This is a genomic window from Embleya sp. NPDC020886 (assembly GCF_044333915.1).
Lineage (GTDB): Bacteria > Actinomycetota > Actinomycetes > Streptomycetales > Streptomycetaceae > Embleya.
In genome coordinates this window covers 142,774-159,439 of sequence record NZ_JBIRRX010000015.1, presented here as the reverse complement: position 1 = coordinate 159,439, position 16,666 = coordinate 142,774, and the positions used below count along the sequence as shown (strand labels likewise).

General features: G+C 66.6%; 13 protein-coding genes. 11 read left to right on the top strand and 2 right to left on the bottom strand.

Annotated features, from left to right (window positions below; genetic code table 11):
* Position 1: 1 nt before the first annotated feature.
* The gene (locus tag ACH4U8_RS37265; protein ID WP_360314583.1) at positions 2-325 is read right to left on the bottom strand and encodes a hypothetical protein; all 324 of its coding nucleotides are present in this window, start codon (positions 323-325) and stop codon (positions 2-4) included.
* Between the two features lie 272 nt (positions 326-597).
* Positions 598-1,407 carry a hypothetical protein gene (locus ACH4U8_RS37260; protein ID WP_395782649.1) on the bottom strand — a complete coding sequence of 270 codons (810 nt, stop codon included), beginning with the start codon at positions 1,405-1,407 and terminating at the stop codon, positions 598-600.
* Positions 1,408-1,609: 202 nt separating this feature from the next.
* Between ACH4U8_RS37260 and typA the strand changes: the two genes are divergently transcribed.
* The 11 genes from typA to ACH4U8_RS37205 all read left to right on the top strand — a co-directional run bounded on the left by typA (position 1,610) and on the right by ACH4U8_RS37205 (position 16,593).
* A complete protein-coding gene (gene typA / locus ACH4U8_RS37255; RefSeq protein WP_360314587.1) occupies positions 1,610-3,475 on the top strand; it encodes a translational GTPase TypA in 1,866 nt (621 codons plus the stop codon).
* A 325-nt stretch (positions 3,476-3,800) separates the two neighbouring features.
* Positions 3,801-4,844 (top strand): ABC transporter permease, encoded by a 1,044-nt coding sequence (locus ACH4U8_RS37250; protein WP_360314589.1) that lies wholly within the window; start codon positions 3,801-3,803, stop codon positions 4,842-4,844.
* Between the two features lie 132 nt (positions 4,845-4,976).
* A complete protein-coding gene (locus ACH4U8_RS37245; protein WP_360314591.1) occupies positions 4,977-6,740 on the top strand; it encodes an ABC transporter substrate-binding protein in 1,764 nt (587 codons plus the stop codon).
* 127 nt (positions 6,741-6,867) lie between these two features.
* The gene (locus tag ACH4U8_RS37240) at positions 6,868-7,851 is read left to right on the top strand and encodes an ABC transporter permease (RefSeq protein ID WP_360314593.1); all 984 of its coding nucleotides are present in this window, start codon (positions 6,868-6,870) and stop codon (positions 7,849-7,851) included.
* Between the two features lie 61 nt (positions 7,852-7,912).
* Positions 7,913-9,052, top strand: a complete 1,140-nt coding sequence (locus ACH4U8_RS37235) for an ABC transporter ATP-binding protein (RefSeq protein WP_395782648.1) — start codon at positions 7,913-7,915, stop codon at positions 9,050-9,052.
* A gap of 41 nt (positions 9,053-9,093) precedes the next feature.
* On the top strand, positions 9,094-10,227 hold the full coding sequence (locus ACH4U8_RS37230; protein WP_360314597.1) for an oligopeptide/dipeptide ABC transporter ATP-binding protein: 1,134 nt from the start codon (positions 9,094-9,096) through the stop codon (positions 10,225-10,227).
* 492 nt (positions 10,228-10,719) lie between these two features.
* Entirely contained in the window at positions 10,720-12,366 is a 1,647-nt protein-coding gene (locus ACH4U8_RS37225) for an ABC transporter substrate-binding protein (RefSeq protein WP_395782647.1), read from the top strand.
* A gap of 159 nt (positions 12,367-12,525) precedes the next feature.
* Positions 12,526-13,455 carry an ABC transporter permease gene (locus tag ACH4U8_RS37220; RefSeq protein ID WP_020556610.1) on the top strand — a complete coding sequence of 310 codons (930 nt, stop codon included), beginning with the start codon at positions 12,526-12,528 and terminating at the stop codon, positions 13,453-13,455.
* A complete protein-coding gene (locus tag ACH4U8_RS37215) occupies positions 13,448-14,458 on the top strand; it encodes an ABC transporter permease (protein ID WP_360314603.1) in 1,011 nt (336 codons plus the stop codon). The genes ACH4U8_RS37220 and ACH4U8_RS37215 overlap by 8 nt, the downstream gene beginning before the upstream one ends.
* A gap of 16 nt (positions 14,459-14,474) precedes the next feature.
* Positions 14,475-15,518 (top strand): ABC transporter ATP-binding protein, encoded by a 1,044-nt coding sequence (locus ACH4U8_RS37210; protein WP_360314605.1) that lies wholly within the window; start codon positions 14,475-14,477, stop codon positions 15,516-15,518.
* Positions 15,511-16,593: an ABC transporter ATP-binding protein gene (locus ACH4U8_RS37205; protein WP_395782646.1), complete on the top strand. Its 1,083-nt coding sequence runs from the start codon at positions 15,511-15,513 to the stop codon at positions 16,591-16,593. The genes ACH4U8_RS37210 and ACH4U8_RS37205 overlap by 8 nt, the downstream gene beginning before the upstream one ends.
* Positions 16,594-16,666: the final 73 nt, after the last annotated feature.

Sequence of the window (16,666 nt, the reverse complement as noted above, 5' to 3'; positions counted from 1 at the left end):
GTCACCTTCCTGTCCGGCGGGGCGGGCGCATGCCGCCCACACCTTCGTCGTCCGCGTCCGCGAAGAGGATCGGGTCGTAAGGCAGGTCGGACATCACTTCGACCGGCGTCGGGACGGGAGCGACGGCCGGTTCGCTCTCGGCGACCGTCTCGGCCAGGAAGCCGAGGCTGGTTCGTGCCCGTTCCACGTCGTCGCTGAGTCTGCGGACGCCGTACGTGTCGCCGAGCGTGCGGCGCAGAGTGCGCACCGCGCGTGCCAGATTGTCGAGCCTGCGCCTGGCTTCGGCCAGGTCCTCGTGCGCCCGAGTCGTCAAGATCGCGCTCACCTCCTGTTTTTCCGGCGCCACGTCGTCGGGGGCCGGGGGATGGGGTGGTGTTGCGGACTTGCCATTGATTCCCGAGGTGGGAACTTCGGCAGTCTGGCGCGAACGATCAATCGAAGGAAAGTGTTTCGCGGATCTGATGGGTCACAGATCGGGAAAACATGATCAACGAAACAAAGATCACCGGAATTCGATCTTCGAGAAGCAAGATCGAATTCCGGTGATCAGGGCGAACGGCGTTCGAGGTGTTCGACCGCGCTCGGGAAATTCGAGGTTTAACGATCCTCGGGGCGCAATGTGGCGGCCGGGCTGGATTCCACCCGGGCGCGGGTCGCGCCGATGCGCGGACGGCCCGGAAGGACTCCCTCCGCTTCGGCGAGCGCCGCGCGCGCGGCGGTGATGTCGCCCTCGGCGCAGACACACAGGGCGAAAGTGCACAACGCGTCGGCGTACCCGGCGCGGGACGACCGCTTTTCGGTTTCGACCAGGCGTTTGGCGGCCCGTACCGCCTTCGCCGCGTTTCCGTGCAACACCATCAGCAGCGGTTCGTCGTCCTCGGCCTCGAAGCGGATGGTCGCGCCCGAGGGGTGCGTGTAGGAATCACCGGGTTTGCGCAGTGCCTCCTCGGCGGCGGCCAGATTGTCCGCGAGCGGCACCGTGCCCATGATCAGCGCCTGCACCATGACCTCGCCGAACAGCGCGCGGCCGGTGTCCCAGGCCGGATGGCTGGGGCCGATCCGGTCCAGATAGGCCCGGGCGACCGCCGCGGCGGCCGCGTCGTCGGCGTGCGCCTCCAGGGCCTGGACTCGCGCGAAAGTGCGATAGGGCTCACTTTCGGGCCCCTCCGGGATGAGATCGGCCAATTGTTCGACCATCGCGACATCCCCGTCGCGATACGCCTCGGTGGCCCGCTCGTAGAGCAGCCGGGCCCGCCCCGCCGGGGTGCCCTGGTCGGACGGTGGGGGCGTCGCGTCGGCCCCCATATCGGACGGAACGGGCCCAAAGGTCCCGTCCGGCCGGTCGGCGGCCCGCCTGGACCACCGCTTGCGGATGCGCTCGTTGAAGGACTCGCCAGACTCGCTCACACCTACGGATTGTGCCCTGTGGACCCCTCGAACGGCGGCCGACGGGCGCCGGGACCGAGCGGGGGACGCTCCTCCCCGTACGATTGACCTTGGCGCCGAGGAGGCAGGCCGGTTCGCGCGATGCCCATCGTGCGGCTCGAGGAGGCCCGCGGTCGCCGGCCCGTCCGTAGCATCCCCGACTGAAGCCGAGAGACACGCAGCCGTGCCCACGCGCCATGACATCCGCAACGTCGCCATCGTCGCCCACGTCGACCACGGCAAGACCACCCTCGTCGACGCCATGCTGAAGCAGGCGGGCACGTTCAGTGCCCACCACCAGATGGACGATCGGGTGATGGACTCCAACGACTTGGAGCGCGAGAAGGGCATCACCATTCTCGCGAAGAACACCGCCGTCGCCTATCACCCCAAGGACGGTGGCCCCACGGTCACCATCAACATCATCGACACGCCCGGCCACGCCGACTTCGGTGGAGAGGTGGAGCGCGGACTGTCGATGGTGGACGGTGTCGTGCTGCTCGTCGACGCTTCGGAAGGCCCGCTTCCGCAGACTCGCTTCGTGCTCCGCAAGGCGCTCTCCGCGAAGATGCCGGTCATTTTGTGCATCAACAAGGTCGACCGTCCAGACTCGCGCATCTCCGAGGTCGTCGACGAGACCTACGAGCTGTTCATGGACCTGGACGCGACCGAGGAGCAGATCGAGTTCCCGATCGTCTACGCGTGCGCGCGGGACGGCGTGGCCACCCTGGTGCGTCCCACCGACGGCACCGTGCCCACCGACAGCGACAGCCTGGAGCCGTTCTTCCAGGCCATCCTGGACGCCATCCCGGCGCCCGAGTACGACGAGGGCGCACCGCTCCAGGCGCACGTGACCAACCTGGACGCGTCCAACTTCCTCGGCCGTATCGCGCTGTGCCGCGTGCACCAGGGCACCATCCGCAAGGGCCAGCAGGCCGCGTGGTGCCGGCACGACGGCACCATCGAGCGGGTCAAGATCACCGAGCTGCTGATGACCGACCAGCTCGAGCGCAAGCCCGCCGAGGAGGCCGGCCCCGGCGACATCATCGCCATCGCCGGCATCCCGGAGATCATGATCGGCGACACCATCGCCGACCCCGAGGACCCGCGCCCGCTGCCGTTGATCACGGTGGACGAGCCCGCGATCTCGATGACCATCGGTACCAACACCTCGCCGCTGGTCGGCAAGGGCGGCAAGGGCCACAAGGTCACCGCACGCCTGGTGAAGGACCGCCTGGAGCGCGAGCTGGTCGGCAACGTGTCGCTGCGCGTGCTGCCCACCGAGCGCCCCGACACCTGGGAGGTCCAGGGCCGCGGCGAGCTGGCGCTGGCGATCCTGGTGGAGACCATGCGCCGGGAGGGCTTCGAGCTCACCGTCGGCAAGCCGCAGGTGGTCACCCGCGAGGTCAACGGCAAGATCCACGAGCCGGTGGAGCGCCTGACCATCGACTCGCCCGAGGAGTACCTCGGCGCGATCACCCAGCTCCTGGCGTCCCGCAAGGGCCGCATGGAGACCATGACCAACCACGGCACCGGCTGGATCCGGATGGAGTTCGTGGTGCCCGCGCGCGGCCTGATCGGGTTCCGCACCGAGTTCCTCACGGACACCCGGGGCACCGGCATCGCGCACAGCGTGCACGAGGGCTACGAGCCGTGGTTCGGCGAGATCCGGACCCGCAACAACGGTTCGCTGGTCGCCGACCGCGCGGGTGTCGCGACGCCGTTCGCGATGATGAACCTGCAGGAGCGCGGCCAGATGTTCGTCGAGCCGACCACCGAGGTGTACGAGGGCATGATCGTCGGCGAGAACTCGCGCGCCGACGACATGGACGTCAACATCACCAAGGAGAAGAAGCTCACCAACATGCGCTCGTCGACCTCCGACGAGACCGAGAAGCTGATCCCGCCGCGCAAGCTCTCGCTGGAGCAGGCGCTCGAGTTCTGCCGCGAGGACGAGTGCATCGAGGTGACCCCGGAGACCGTGCGCATCCGCAAGGTCGTTCTCGATCAGAAGGAGCGTGGCCGCTCGGCCTCGCGTGCCAAGCGCTGATCGCTTGACGGTCGCCCTTCGGTGACCCGAACGAGCCGGTGACCTGCGGTCGAACCCGCAGGTCACCGGCTTTTCGTATGCTGAGACCAAGTCGATATCTTTGCCCGGTTATATTCGTTATGTTTCCAATGCGAGTAACATTTTCAAGCATTTATCGGTCGGATTCGAAACTTCGAACAGATCAAAATGGCGAATATCTTTCGCTATCGGGTTCAGTATGACTGTCCTCTTGACGTCCGGGTAATTCGGTTGCGAGAGTCCGTGCGGCCACCAAACCAAACGGAATCCGGTCGCACCCGACCGCGACTCGGGGGTATTTGCAGTCATGACCATGCAACCCCAGCTTGTCCCGGAAGCGGGAGGATCCCCGATTCTGGGAACGCCGGACGCGTCGCTCTCCGAAGCGGGTGTCTCGGCGGCCCCACAAGAGGTGATCGGGCGATCCCCCGGACAGCTCGCCTGGCGGCGTTTCCGCAGGGATCGCAGCGGCGTCATATCCGCAGTGATCGTGATTTTCTTTTTCTTGATCGCTTTGGCTGCACCGTTGATCGAGAAGTTGTACGGGAAGGATCCGTACACACGTTATGGGCAGATCAAACCGGGTCTGCTCAACGAGGTCGGCGCCCCGATCGCACCCAACGGCGGCATCTCGGGCGAGCACTGGTTCGGCATCGAACCCGCGGTCGGCCGGGACGTGTTGATGCAGCTCGTGTACGGGATCCGTACCTCGCTGCTGCTCGCCGTCGTGGTGGTGCTGATCGTCACGGTGGTCGGCACCATCCTGGGCATCACCGCCGGATACCTCGGCGGCAAGGTCGACTACGTGATCAGCCGGGTGATCGACACCCTGCTGGCGATGCCTTCGCAGTTGTTCTTCATCGCGTTCACCCCGATCGTGCTCGCGCTGTTCGTCAGCGAGCGCGAGACGACACCCACCGCGCTCCGGGCGACGGCCCTGATCATCGTGCTGTCGTTGTTCGGCTGGACCCGGATCGCCCGCATCCTGCGCGGCCAGGTCCTGTCGATGCGCGAACGCGAGTACATCGAGGCGGCGAAGGTCAGCGGAGCGGGATCCGGGCGGATCATCTTCAAGGAACTCCTGCCCAACCTGTGGACCCCGATCCTGATCGTCGCGACGCTCGACCTGCCGACCTACGTGACGACCGAGGCGGCGCTGTCCTTCCTCGGTGTCGGTATGACCGAACCCACCCCCGACTGGGGTCGGATGATCAACAAGGGTTTCGAGGGCATGCAGAGCGACGTCACCTACCTGGCCTTCCCGGCCATCGCGATGGTGATCTTCGTGCTCGCCTTCAACCTCCTCGGCGACTCGGTGCGCGACGCGCTCGATCCCAAGTCGAACCGATGACCGGCCGAGGTCCGCGCGCGGTCGAACCGCAACCACCCGCGTGACCTCGGAGCTTGCGCAACAGCTCCTGCGTACGTCCCACCCGCCGCGGCACTTGGGCCCGGTGAACGGTTTTCTGGATGAGGGGATCACATGACAACGACGGGGAAGCGCCGATTCGTCGCGCTGCTCGCGGTAGGGGCCTTCGCGGCCTCGGCGTCCGCGTGCAGCAGCGGCAGCGAGGACAAGAAGGACAACACGGCGAAACCCTCCGCCAAGACGGCGTCCGTCGTGATCGGCACGGCGGCCGACTCGAAGGGCCCGGCGCCGGAGATACCCGGAGCCAAGAAGGGCGGCGTGGCCGGCGTGCTCAACCGCACCGGCTTCTCGCACCTGGACCCGGGTCGTGCCTACGTCAGCAACCTGATGACCGTCTCCGAGATGGTCACGCGGCGGTTGACGACGTACAAGATCGAGGGCGACAAGACCACCCTCGTCGGTGACCTCGCCACCGACACCGGGACCACCACCGACGGTGGCAAGACCTGGAAGTACACGCTCAAGGACAACCTGAAGTACGAGGACGGCACGCCGATCGTCGCCGCGGACGTCAAGTACGGCGTCGAGCGCATGTTCAACAAGGCGTGGAACGAGGGTCCGGTGTGGATCCAGGGTTGGTTGGCCGGGACGGACAAGTACTGGGAGGTCTACCCCGGGCCGTACGAGGGCGGCGAGCTGGGCAACGACAAGATCGAGGTCCCGGACGCGAAGACGATCATCTTCCACCTCAAGGACGCGCAGTCGGACTTCCCCTTCGCCGCGGCCATGGGCACCACCGCGCCGATGCCCAAGGCGAAGGACACCAAGGAGCAGATCGACACCAAGCCGTTCTCCAGCGGCCCGTACAAGATCAGCACGCACGAGCCGGACAAGCAGCTCGTCCTGGACAAGAACCCCAACTGGGACCCGGCCACCGACGCCGTGCGGCACCAGTACGTGGACCAGTTCAAGTTCGAGATGGGCATCCCCGGCGCGACGCAGTTCCAGCGGCTGACCGCCGCGGCCGGCAGTGACGCCGCCGCGTTCACGCTGAACGAGCGTCCGGACGCCAACTTCGCGCAGCAGATCGCCACCGACCCCGCGCTCAAGAACCGGGTCACCGACGGCGTCGGCCCGTACGCGAACCGGTTCGACATCAACAACGCGCGGATCACCGACGTCAACGTCCGCAAGGCGATGCTGACCGCGTTCCCGCGGCAGTCCGCGCGACTGGCCGAGGGTGGCCCCACCGCGGGCGACTTCTCCACCACCATCGCCTCGCCGACCCAGCTCGGCTACACGCCGTACAAGAGCCTGTTCGACGGTCTCCCGCCGGACGGTGACCAGGCCAAGGCCAAGCAGATGCTGGAGGCCGCGGGCAAGGTCGGCCAGAAGGTCGTGCTGTGCATCAACACGACCAAGGTCCAACAGGAGCGTGCGCTGCCGATCATGGACCAGCTCGGCAAGGCCGGCTTCCAGATGGAGCGCAAGGAGATCTCCGACAAGGAGTACTACGACGTGATCGGCAAGCTCGACACGCCGTGTGACCTCTACTGGGCCGGGTGGGGCGCGGACTGGCCGACCGGTTCGACCGTCTACACCCCGGTGTACGACAGCCGTCAGGTCAAGGACAACGGCCAGAACTACTCGAAGTACAAGAACCCCGCCGTGGACGCGGAGATCGACCGCATCCTGAAGATCTCGGACACCACCGCGCAGGCGGTCGAGTGGATGAAGCTCGACGAGAAGATCATGCAGGACGTGCCGTCCATCCCGTACATCTACCAGCGTCACCGTCTGGTGTACGGCCCGCAGATCGGCGGCGCCGCGCTCAACACCTACGGCGCGATCAACCTGAACAACATCTTCATCAAGTAGCCGTCCGGCCCCCCGAAGGTCGATCCGCTCGTCCGCCGTCGGTCCCGGGAGTCGCCACGCGACTCCCGGGACCGACGGTCCGGCCGCATCGACCTTCCGGGGCACATCGCGGAGGAAGACCGGCCTCATGCTTCGATTCCTGGTCCGGCGGCTGCTCGGCGTAGCGGCGATCCTGCTTGTCGTCAGCCTCATCACGTTCTACCTGTTCTTCGCCGCGTCCGGCGCCGACTCGGTCGTGCGTCTGTCGTGTGGCAAGAACTGCACGCCCGAGATGCGCGAGACGGTCCGGCAAAACCTCGGCCTGGCCAAACCGCTCCTGGAGCAGTATTGGATCTTCGTGTCGGGGATCTTCACCGGTCGCAACATCGGTGAGCAGACCTGCAACTTCCCGTGCCTGGGCTACTCGTTCGCGAACAACCAGAACGTCTCGCACACGGTGGCCGACCGTTTCCCGACCACCGTTTCGCTGGCCATCGGCGCGGTCGTGCTGTTCATGACGCTCGGTATCGGACTCGGTGTCCTGGCCGCGATGCGCCGGGGCAAGAAGACCGACAAGGTCGCCACCGGCTTCGCGCTGCTGAGCGGTTCGGCGCCGATCTACGTGCTCGGGCCGGTCTTCATCTACATCTTCGTCCAGCAGTTGGGCTGGATGGATCGACCGCAGTACCACCAGTTCACCGACGATCCGCTGTTGTGGGCGTCGGGACTGTTGTTGCCATGGATCTGTCTGATGACCATCCACATGGCGATGTACGTCCGCCTCACCAGATCCACGATGGTGGACGTGTTGTCCGAGGACTACGTACGAACCCTCAAGGCCAAGGGCCTGTCCGGCCGCAGCGTGTACATCAAACACGCCTTCCGAGGCGCGCTCAGCCCGATCGTCACCGTGCTCGGTGTGGACATCGGTGTGTTGATGAGCGGCACGATCATCACCGAGAGCACCTTCAGCCTGCACGGCATCGGAATGCTCGCGGTCACCTCGGTGACCGACTCCGACCTGCCGATGATGATGGGCGTGGTGGTCATCGCGGCCACCTTCACGATGATCGCGAACCTCGTGGTGGACATGTTGTACGTCGTCATCGATCCCCGGGTCCGGCTCTCGTGAAGGGCGGCGTCCGATGAGTCCGCGTCACCGTCCAGTAGCCGCAGGGGCCGAGGAGCAGGGCATGGCCGCGAGTACCGAAACCACCGCCGAGCAACCGACGGGCAAGGGCAAGGGCAAGGGCAAGGGCAAGGGAGCCCCGGAACCGCTCGGCCGGCACGCGGGTGCCGCCGAGGGCGGCTCCGACGCCTTCCTGTCGGTCCGCGACCTGCGGGTGCACTTCTCCACCGACGACGGCGTCGTCAAGGCCGTCGACGGGTTGTCCTTCGACGTCGAGAAGGGCCGCACGCTCGGCATCGTCGGCGAGTCCGGTTCGGGCAAGTCGGTGTCCTCGCTGACCATCCTGGGCCTGCACAACCGGGAGAAGACGAAGATCGAGGGCGAGATCCGGTTCGACGGCAACGAACTGGTGAAGATGCCCGAGCGCAAGCTGCGCGATCTGCGCGGCCGGCGCATATCGATGATCTTCCAGGACCCGCTGACCGCGCTGTCACCGTTCTATACGGTGGGTGAGCAGATCGCCGAGTCGTATCGCCGGCACATGGGCGCCAATCGGCACGACGCGCACGCCCGCGCGATCGAGATGCTCGACCGGGTCGGGATCCCCAATCCCAAGACGCGGGTCAACGACTACCCGCACCACTTCTCCGGCGGCATGCGCCAGCGCGCGATGATCGCGATGTCGCTGGTCTGCGACCCCGACCTGTTGATCGCGGACGAGCCGACCACGGCGCTGGACGTGACCGTGCAGGCGCAGATCCTGGATCTGCTGCGCGATCTCCAGGACGAGTTCGGCACCGCGATCCTGTTCATCACCCACGACCTCGGCGTGATCGCGTCGATGGCGCACGACGTGCTGGTGATGTACGCGGGGCGCAGCGTGGAGAAGGGCACCGTGCGCGAGGTGCTGAAGAACCCCCGGCATCCGTACACGTGGGGGCTGTTGTCCTCGATGCCCAACCTCTCGGGCGACGTCGACATCCCGCTGCGGCCGGTCCGCGGCACCCCGCCGAGCCTGCTGGCGCCGCCCTCGGGCTGCCCGTTCCACCCGCGCTGCGACTACGTCGACGTGGTGGGCGGCGACAGCTGTTCGACCGAGCGTCCCGCGCTCACGCTGGCCGAGGGTCGCGGGGCGGCCTGTCACCTGACCGCCGAGGACAAGCAGCGGATCTTCATCGACGACGTCCGCCCGCTGCTCGGCTGACCGCTGAAGCTCGGCCGATGGCAGAAAGCAGGAGAACGACGATGACCGAGACGATCAGCGAGTCCCCGGCGCCCGCCCCGGACCCCGCGCCGCAGGCGCCCGGCGAGCCGCTGCTCGACGTCCGGGGACTGGTCAAGTACTTCCCCGTCAAGGGTGGCGGCCTGGTTCGGCGCAAGATGCTCAACGTGCGGGCGGTGGACGGGATCGACCTGTCCGTCGCTCCGGGGGAGAGCGTCGGCCTGGTCGGCGAGTCCGGCTGTGGCAAGTCCACCACCGGCCGGCTGATCAGCCGGCTGTTGGAGCCCACCGGCGGCAGCATCCGCTACGACGGCACCGACATCACGCACGCGACCCGCAAGCAGATCGCCCCGATCCGCAGCCAGATCCAGATGATCTTCCAGGACCCCTACTCCTCGCTGAACCCGCGACAGACGGTCGGTGCGATCGTGAGTTCGCCGATGGAGGTCAACGGGATCGATCCCGAGGGTGGCCGAAAAAAGCGGGTGCAGGAGCTGCTGGAGCGGGTGGGTCTGAACCCCGAGCACTACAACCGCTTCCCGCACGAGTTCTCCGGCGGCCAGCGGCAGCGGATCGGCATCGCCCGCGCGCTGGCGTTGCAACCGCGGCTGATCGTGGCCGACGAGCCGGTGTCCGCGCTGGACGTGTCGATCCAGGCCCAGGTGGTCAACCTGCTCCAGGGCCTGCAACGGGACATGGGCATCGCGTTCGTGTTCATCGCGCACGACCTCGCGGTGGTCCGGCACTTCTCCCAGCGGGTCGCGGTGATGTACCTCGGCAAGATCGTGGAGATCGCCGACCGCACCTCGCTGTACTCCAATCCGCACCACCCGTACACGCACACGCTGTTGGCCGCGGTGCCGGAGGCGGACCCGGACAAGAGCGCGAACCGGACACGGGTGCACGCCTTCGGCGACATGCCCAGTCCGATCAATCCGCCTTCGGGTTGCCGGTTCCGTACCCGCTGCCCCAAGGCGCAGGACGTGTGCGCGAACGAGGAACCGCCGCTGATCGGGATCGAGACGCTGCTGGAGGGGCATCGCGTCGCGTGCCACTTCCCCGGACCACTGGAGGCCACCGCGAAGGCGGAGGAGACCATGCCCGAGGAGCGCATCGAAGCAGCCCTGGAAGCGGGCATCAGCTCCGACCCGGAGTAACGGCCGGTCGTTATATCGCACTCCCGAACGGGATGCCACCGATTTGGTGGCATCCCGTTTTTCGTGCTTTCCTGCAGGTCAGCTACGCGCGTTGAACCGCTCCGACCAGCCGGTCCGCGCCGCCGCGCCCGGGGGAGTATCGTCACGCTCAGTAGCGTTTCTCGCCTGTCGAGACGAGGTAGGGGCGTGCTATGGGTGTTCGTTCATCGGACTGTATGCTCCGGGCAGCGGTACATGGTGTCCGTTTGATACGGCTTCGGCACTGGTCTCATATGTCTGGGTTTCGAGATTGATCACGGATTTACGTGATCAAACTGAAACCTGCAGGGGATTGGTCGCAGCCAATCGGTGACGGATAGTAGATCCGCTTGTGCTCGGAACCTGGTCACGCGCTCGGGGGCGCCGACTCTACGAGCAGGCGTGACGGAAGCTTCCCGCTTGGGAGCCCCGTTGCACTTCACTTCGGTAGTGATTTCCACGAGGAGGCAACCCATGCGCGGAACAACGCGCGTGAAGTGGGTCGTCGGCATGGCCGTTCTCGGCCTGGCGGCGACTGCGTGTGGCAGCAGCGATGACGACAAGGGCAGCAAGGGCGGTGGCAGCGGGCTTCCCGCCGGTTACTACTCCGCCAGCAGCACCGAGCCGCAGAACCTGATTCAGCCGGCGAACTCGAACGAGACCGGTGGGTTCTACCCGCTGCAGCTCATGTTCCGCGGCCTGTACACCTACGACTCCAAGACCGGGCAGCCCGTGCCGGCCATGGCGCAGTCGGTGGAGAGCCCGGACTCGACGAACTACACCGTGAAGCTCAAGCCGGGGTGGACCTTCCACAACGGCGAGCCGGTCACGGCGAAGTCCTACGTCGACGCGTGGAACTGGGGCGCCAACTCCGAGAACAAGCAGATCAACGCGAGCTGGTTCGCGAAGATCGAGGGCTACGACGCGGTGCACCCGGAGAACGGTGCGCCGACGGCCAAGGAGCTGTCGGGCCTCAAGGTCGTGGACGAGAACACGTTCACGATCAAGCTCACGCAGGCCGTCTCGTCCTTCAAGGCGAGCCTGGGCTACGTGGTCTACTCGCCGCTGCCGGCCGAGTTCTACAAGGACCCGAAGAAGTACGGCGAGGCGCCGATCGGCAACGGTCCGTTCCAGATCGACACCGCCAACGGCGGCTGGAACCACAAGAAGTCGATCACCGTCAAGAAGTTCGACAAGTACGCCGGTGACGACAAGCCGAAGTCGAACGGTGTGCGTCTGGAGATGTACACCACGTACGACGCCGCCTACACGGCGCTGCGCGACAACAAGCTCGACGTGATCGACCAGATCCCCACGGCTGCCGTCGGCAGCTTCAAGAAGGACCTGGGCGACCGCGCGATCGAGGCGCCGCAGTTCTCGATCCAGAAGATCGGCTTCCCGCTGTACGACGCCGGCTGGGGCGCGCCGGGCAAGGAGAAGGTCCGTCAGGGCCTGTCCATGGCGATCGACCGGGCGAGCATCGTCAAGGCGATCTACAAGGGCGCCGAGCAGCCGGCGACCGACTGGCTGGCCCCGAACATCCCGGGTTACAGCAAGGACATCACCGGCGACCTGACCAAGTACGACCCCGCGAAGGCTCGCGAGCTCGTCACGGCCGGCGGCGGCATCCCCGGTGGCACGCTCAAGATCGCCACGAACGCGGACGGCCCGCACAAGGAATGGGTCACCGCGGTCTGCAACAGCATCAACGAGGCGCTGAAGCAGCCGAACGCCTGCGAGCCGAAGCTGTACCCCGAGTTCAGCGTGGCGCGTAAGGACATCACCGAGAAGAAGATGACCGGCGCGTACCGCACCGGCTGGCGTGCGGACTACCCGTTCCCGGACAACTTCCTCGCCGACGTCTACCTGACCGGTGCCGCGTCCAACGACTCGGGCTACTCCAGCCCGGCGTTCGACGACCTGGCCAAGCGCGCGATGGCCGCCCCGGACCAGACCGAGGGTGTCAAGCTCTGGCAGCAGGCCGAGCAGCAGATGGCGAAGGACGTTCCGTCCATCCCGCTGTGGTACTACGTGACCAAGGGCGGTTCCTCGACCAAGGTCTCCAATGTCCAGTTCGACCCGTACGGCAACCCGGTCTTCACCGAGGTCACCGTCAAGTAGTGATTCGGACATGACCCGACGCTGACCACGGTCCGGCCGCACCGCAACGGTGCGGCCGGATCTTGGCGGTGATGGGCCGGGCCGGCGTCGTGCGATCCATGGCGCCGGCCACTGGTCCGAACCCCCGCTTCGGGCCGACGACGACAGCAGGAGGCTGGTATGGGGCGATATGTCGTACGGCGGCTGCTCCAGATGATCCCGGTGTTCATCGGGACCACGTTCTTGATCTATTACATGGTGTATCAGCTGGGTGGCGACCCCATCTCGGCCATGTTCGGCGACAAGGGTGCCGACCCTGTCTTCGTGCGCCAGATGCGGGAAGAGTTCCACCTGAACGACCCGCTGATCGTGCAGTACTGGTACTACATCACCGACCTGCTCCACGGTGACTTCGGGACGAGCTTCAACGGCCGTCCCGTTGCCGACGAACTCAAGCGGGCCTTCCCGGTGTCGATCCGACTCGCGATGATCGCATTTGCGATCGAGGTCGTGGTCGGCGTCGGCCTGGGCCTGCTGTCCGGCCTGCGCCGCGGCAAGTTCGTCGACACGCTCGTACTCGCCGGCACACTGGTGGTCATCTCGATCCCGGTCTTCGTGCTCGGCACCGTCGCCCAGTTCTGGCTGGGTTCGGAGTGGGGCATCTTCGAGGCCACCGCCACCGTGGGCGACGCGACCTGGAGTCAGCTCCTGCTGCCGGGCATCGTGCTCGGCTCACTTTCCTTGGCCTTCGTCGCCCGACTCACCCGGACCAGCGTCGCGGAAAACATGCGCGCCGACTACGTCCGCACGGCGACCGCCAAGGGTCTGCCGCGCCGCCGAGTGGTCACCCGCCACCTGCTGCGCAACTCGCTCATCCCCGTGGTGACGTTCCTCGGTGCGGATCTCGGCGCCCTGATGGCCGGCGCGATCGTGACCGAGGGCATCTTCAACGTCGACGGTGTCGGCCGCCTGATCTACCTCGCGGTCACCAAGCACGAGAGCTCGACAGTGGTCGGCGCGGTGGCGGCATTGGTGATGATCTATCTGGTCATGAACCTGATCGTCGACCTGCTGTACGCCGTCCTGGACCCGAGGATCCGGTATGCCTGACATGAACAAGCAGCAGCGTGAACAGCTGCCGACCAGCAGCGACCAGCAGCCCCAATCCGCCATCGAGTTTCCCGGCAGTCTGCTCGCGGACGAAGAGGGCACGACGCTGGAGAAGCGCGGCGCGTACTCCGCACCGGACGCGCAGGCACCGCAGGACAAGCCCCGCGGGGCCTGGGCGGAGGCGTGGCGCGAGCTGCGCAACAGCCCGAGCTTCTACGTGTCGGGCATCCTGCTGCTGTTCCTGGTGTTCATGGCGTGCTTCCCGGGCGTGTTCACCAACATCGACCCGCGGCACTGTCCGATCCTGGACACCAACAAGGACCCGTCCGGCGACCACTGGTTCGGCACCAACGTGCAGGGCTGCGACGTGTACGCGCGCACCGTCTACGGTGCCCGCGCCTCGATCATCGTCGGTGTCGCGACGACCGCGCTGATCGTGGTCATCGGTGGTCTCATCGGTGCGCTGTCGGGCTACTTCGGCGGCTGGCTGGACACCATCCTGGCCCGCGTCACGGACATCTTCTTCGGCATCCCGCTGCTGCTGGCGGCGCTCGTGTTCATGAGCTCGGTCAAGGACCGCACCGTGTGGACCGTGGTGGCCGCGCTCGGTGTCTTCGGCTGGATGCAGATCGCGCGCATCATGCGCGGTTCGGTGATCACGGTGAAGAAGTCCGACTACGTGGTGGCGGCCAAGGCGCTGGGCGCCGGCACTCCGCGGATCCTCGGGCGACACGTGCTGCCGAACGCGATCGCCCCGGTGATCGTGGTCGCGACCATCTCGCTCGGCACCTTCATCGCCACCGAGGCGACGTTGTCCTTCCTGGGCATCGGGCTGCCGCCCACCGAGATCTCGTGGGGCGCGGACATCAGCTCGGCGACCACCGCGCTGCGCGACTCGCCGTACCAGCTGATCTTCCCGTCGATCTTCCTCTCGGTCACGGTGTTCAGCTTCATCCTGCTCGGCGACGCGGTGCGCGACGCCCTCGACCCGAAGCTCCGCTGAGGGAGGGGACAGACAAGTGACGACGATCGACACGAAGAACAAGCCCGGGAGCCCGGGCTCGGCCGCTGCCGCGCCGCTGCTCGAAGTGGACAACCTCCACGTCGAGTTCCGCACCCGCGACGGTGTGGCCAAGGCGATCAACGGTGTCTCGTACGACGTCAGCGCCGGCGAGACGCTCGCGGTGCTCGGCGAGTCCGGGTCCGGCAAGTCGGTGACCGCGCAGACGATCATGGGCATCCTGGACATGCCGCCGGGGCACATCACCGGTGGTGAGATCCGCTTCCACGGCAAGGACATGCTCAAGATGTCCAAGGAGGAGCGCCGGAAGATCCGCGGCCAGAAGATCTCGATGATCTTCCAGGACGCGCTCTCCGCGCTCAACCCGGTGTACTCGGTCGGCTTCCAGCTCGCCGAGATGTTCACCGTGCACCGCGGGATGTCCCGCAAGGACGCCAAGCTCAAGTCCATCGAGCTGATGGACCAGGTGCGCATCCCGGCCGCCAAGGACCGGGTGAACGACTACCCGCACCAGTTCTCCGGCGGCATGCGCCAGCGCATCATGATCGCGATGGCGCTCGCGCTGGACCCCGAGCTGATCATCGCGGACGAGCCGACCACCGCGCTCGACGTGACCGTGCAGGCGCAGGTGATGGACCTGCTCGCGGAACTCCAGCGCGAGCGCAACATGGGCCTGATCCTGATCACCCACGACCTCGGCGTGGTCGCCGACGTCGCGGACAAGATCGCGGTCATGTACGCGGGCCGGATCGTCGAGCAGGCGCCGGTGCGCGAGCTGTACCGGCAGCCGACCCACCCGTACACCAAGGGTCTGCTCGAGTCGATCCCGCGCCTGGACCACAAGGGTCGCGAGCTGTACGCGATCAAGGGCCTGCCGCCGAACCTGATGCGCATCCCGTCCGGCTGCGCGTTCAACCCGCGCTGCCCGTACGCGCAGGACGTGTGTCGCAGCGACGTTCCGCCGCTGCACGAGATCTCGCCCGGGCGTGGTAGCGCATGCCACTTCTGGGAGACCGTGATGGAGGGAGAAGTCCGTGACTGAGTCCCCGACCGGCGCGACCGCCGCCGATGTGCGCAAGGTCGTCAAGCCGGTGGCACAGGGCGAGCCGATCCTTCAGGTGCGGGGGCTGGTCAAGCACTTCCCGATCACCCAGGGCATCCTCTTCCAGAAGAAGATCGGCGCCGTCAAGGCCGTCGACGGTGTCACCTTCGACCTGATGAAGGGCGAGACCCTCGGTCTGGTCGGCGAGTCGGGTTGTGGCAAGTCCACCGTCGCCCGGCTGCTGATGAACCTGGAGTCGATCACCGCGGGCAGCGTGTTGTACAAGGGCGACGACCTGGCGAAGTTGTCCGGTCGTGCGCTCAAGGCGGTGCGCCGCAACATCCAGATGGTCTTCCAGGACCCGTACACCTCGCTGAACCCGCGGATGACGGTCGCCGACATCATCGGTGAGCCGTACGACATCCACCCGGAGGTCGCGCCCAGGGGCGACCGCAAGCGGCGGGTGCAGGAACTGCTCGAACTGGTCGGCCTGAACCCGGAGCACATCAACCGGTATCCGCACCAGTTCTCCGGCGGTCAGCGCCAGCGCATCGGGATCGCCCGGGGCCTCGCGCTCAACCCGGAGATCATCATCGCCGACGAGCCGGTGTCCGCACTGGACGTGTCGGTGCAGGCGCAGGTGGTCAACCTGCTGGAGAAGCTGCAGAACGAACTGGGTCTGTCGTACCTGTTCATCGCGCACGACCTCTCCGTGGTGCGGCACATCTCGGACCGCGTCGCGGTGATGTACCTCGGGCGGATCGCCGAGATCGGCACCGACGCGCAGATCTACGACCACCCGACGCACCCGTACACCCAGGCGCTGCTGTCCGCGGTGCCGGTGCCGAACCCGGACGGCCGCGAACACCGCGAGCGGATCATCCTCACCGGCGACGTGCCGTCGCCGGCGAACCCGCCCTCGGGCTGCCGGTTCCGTACCCGGTGCTGGAAGGCGCAGGACATCTGCGCCGAGCAGGAGCCGTTGCTGGAGATCCGCAAGGGCCTCTCCGGCCTGGGCGCGCACGACAGCGCGTGTCACTTCGCCGAGGAGAAGGACATCGTCGGCGCGGCCTGATCCGCGTCCCGACACGACAGGGCCCGCCGTTCCCGATCGGGAACGGCGGGCCCTGTCGTGTGCCTGCCGGTGG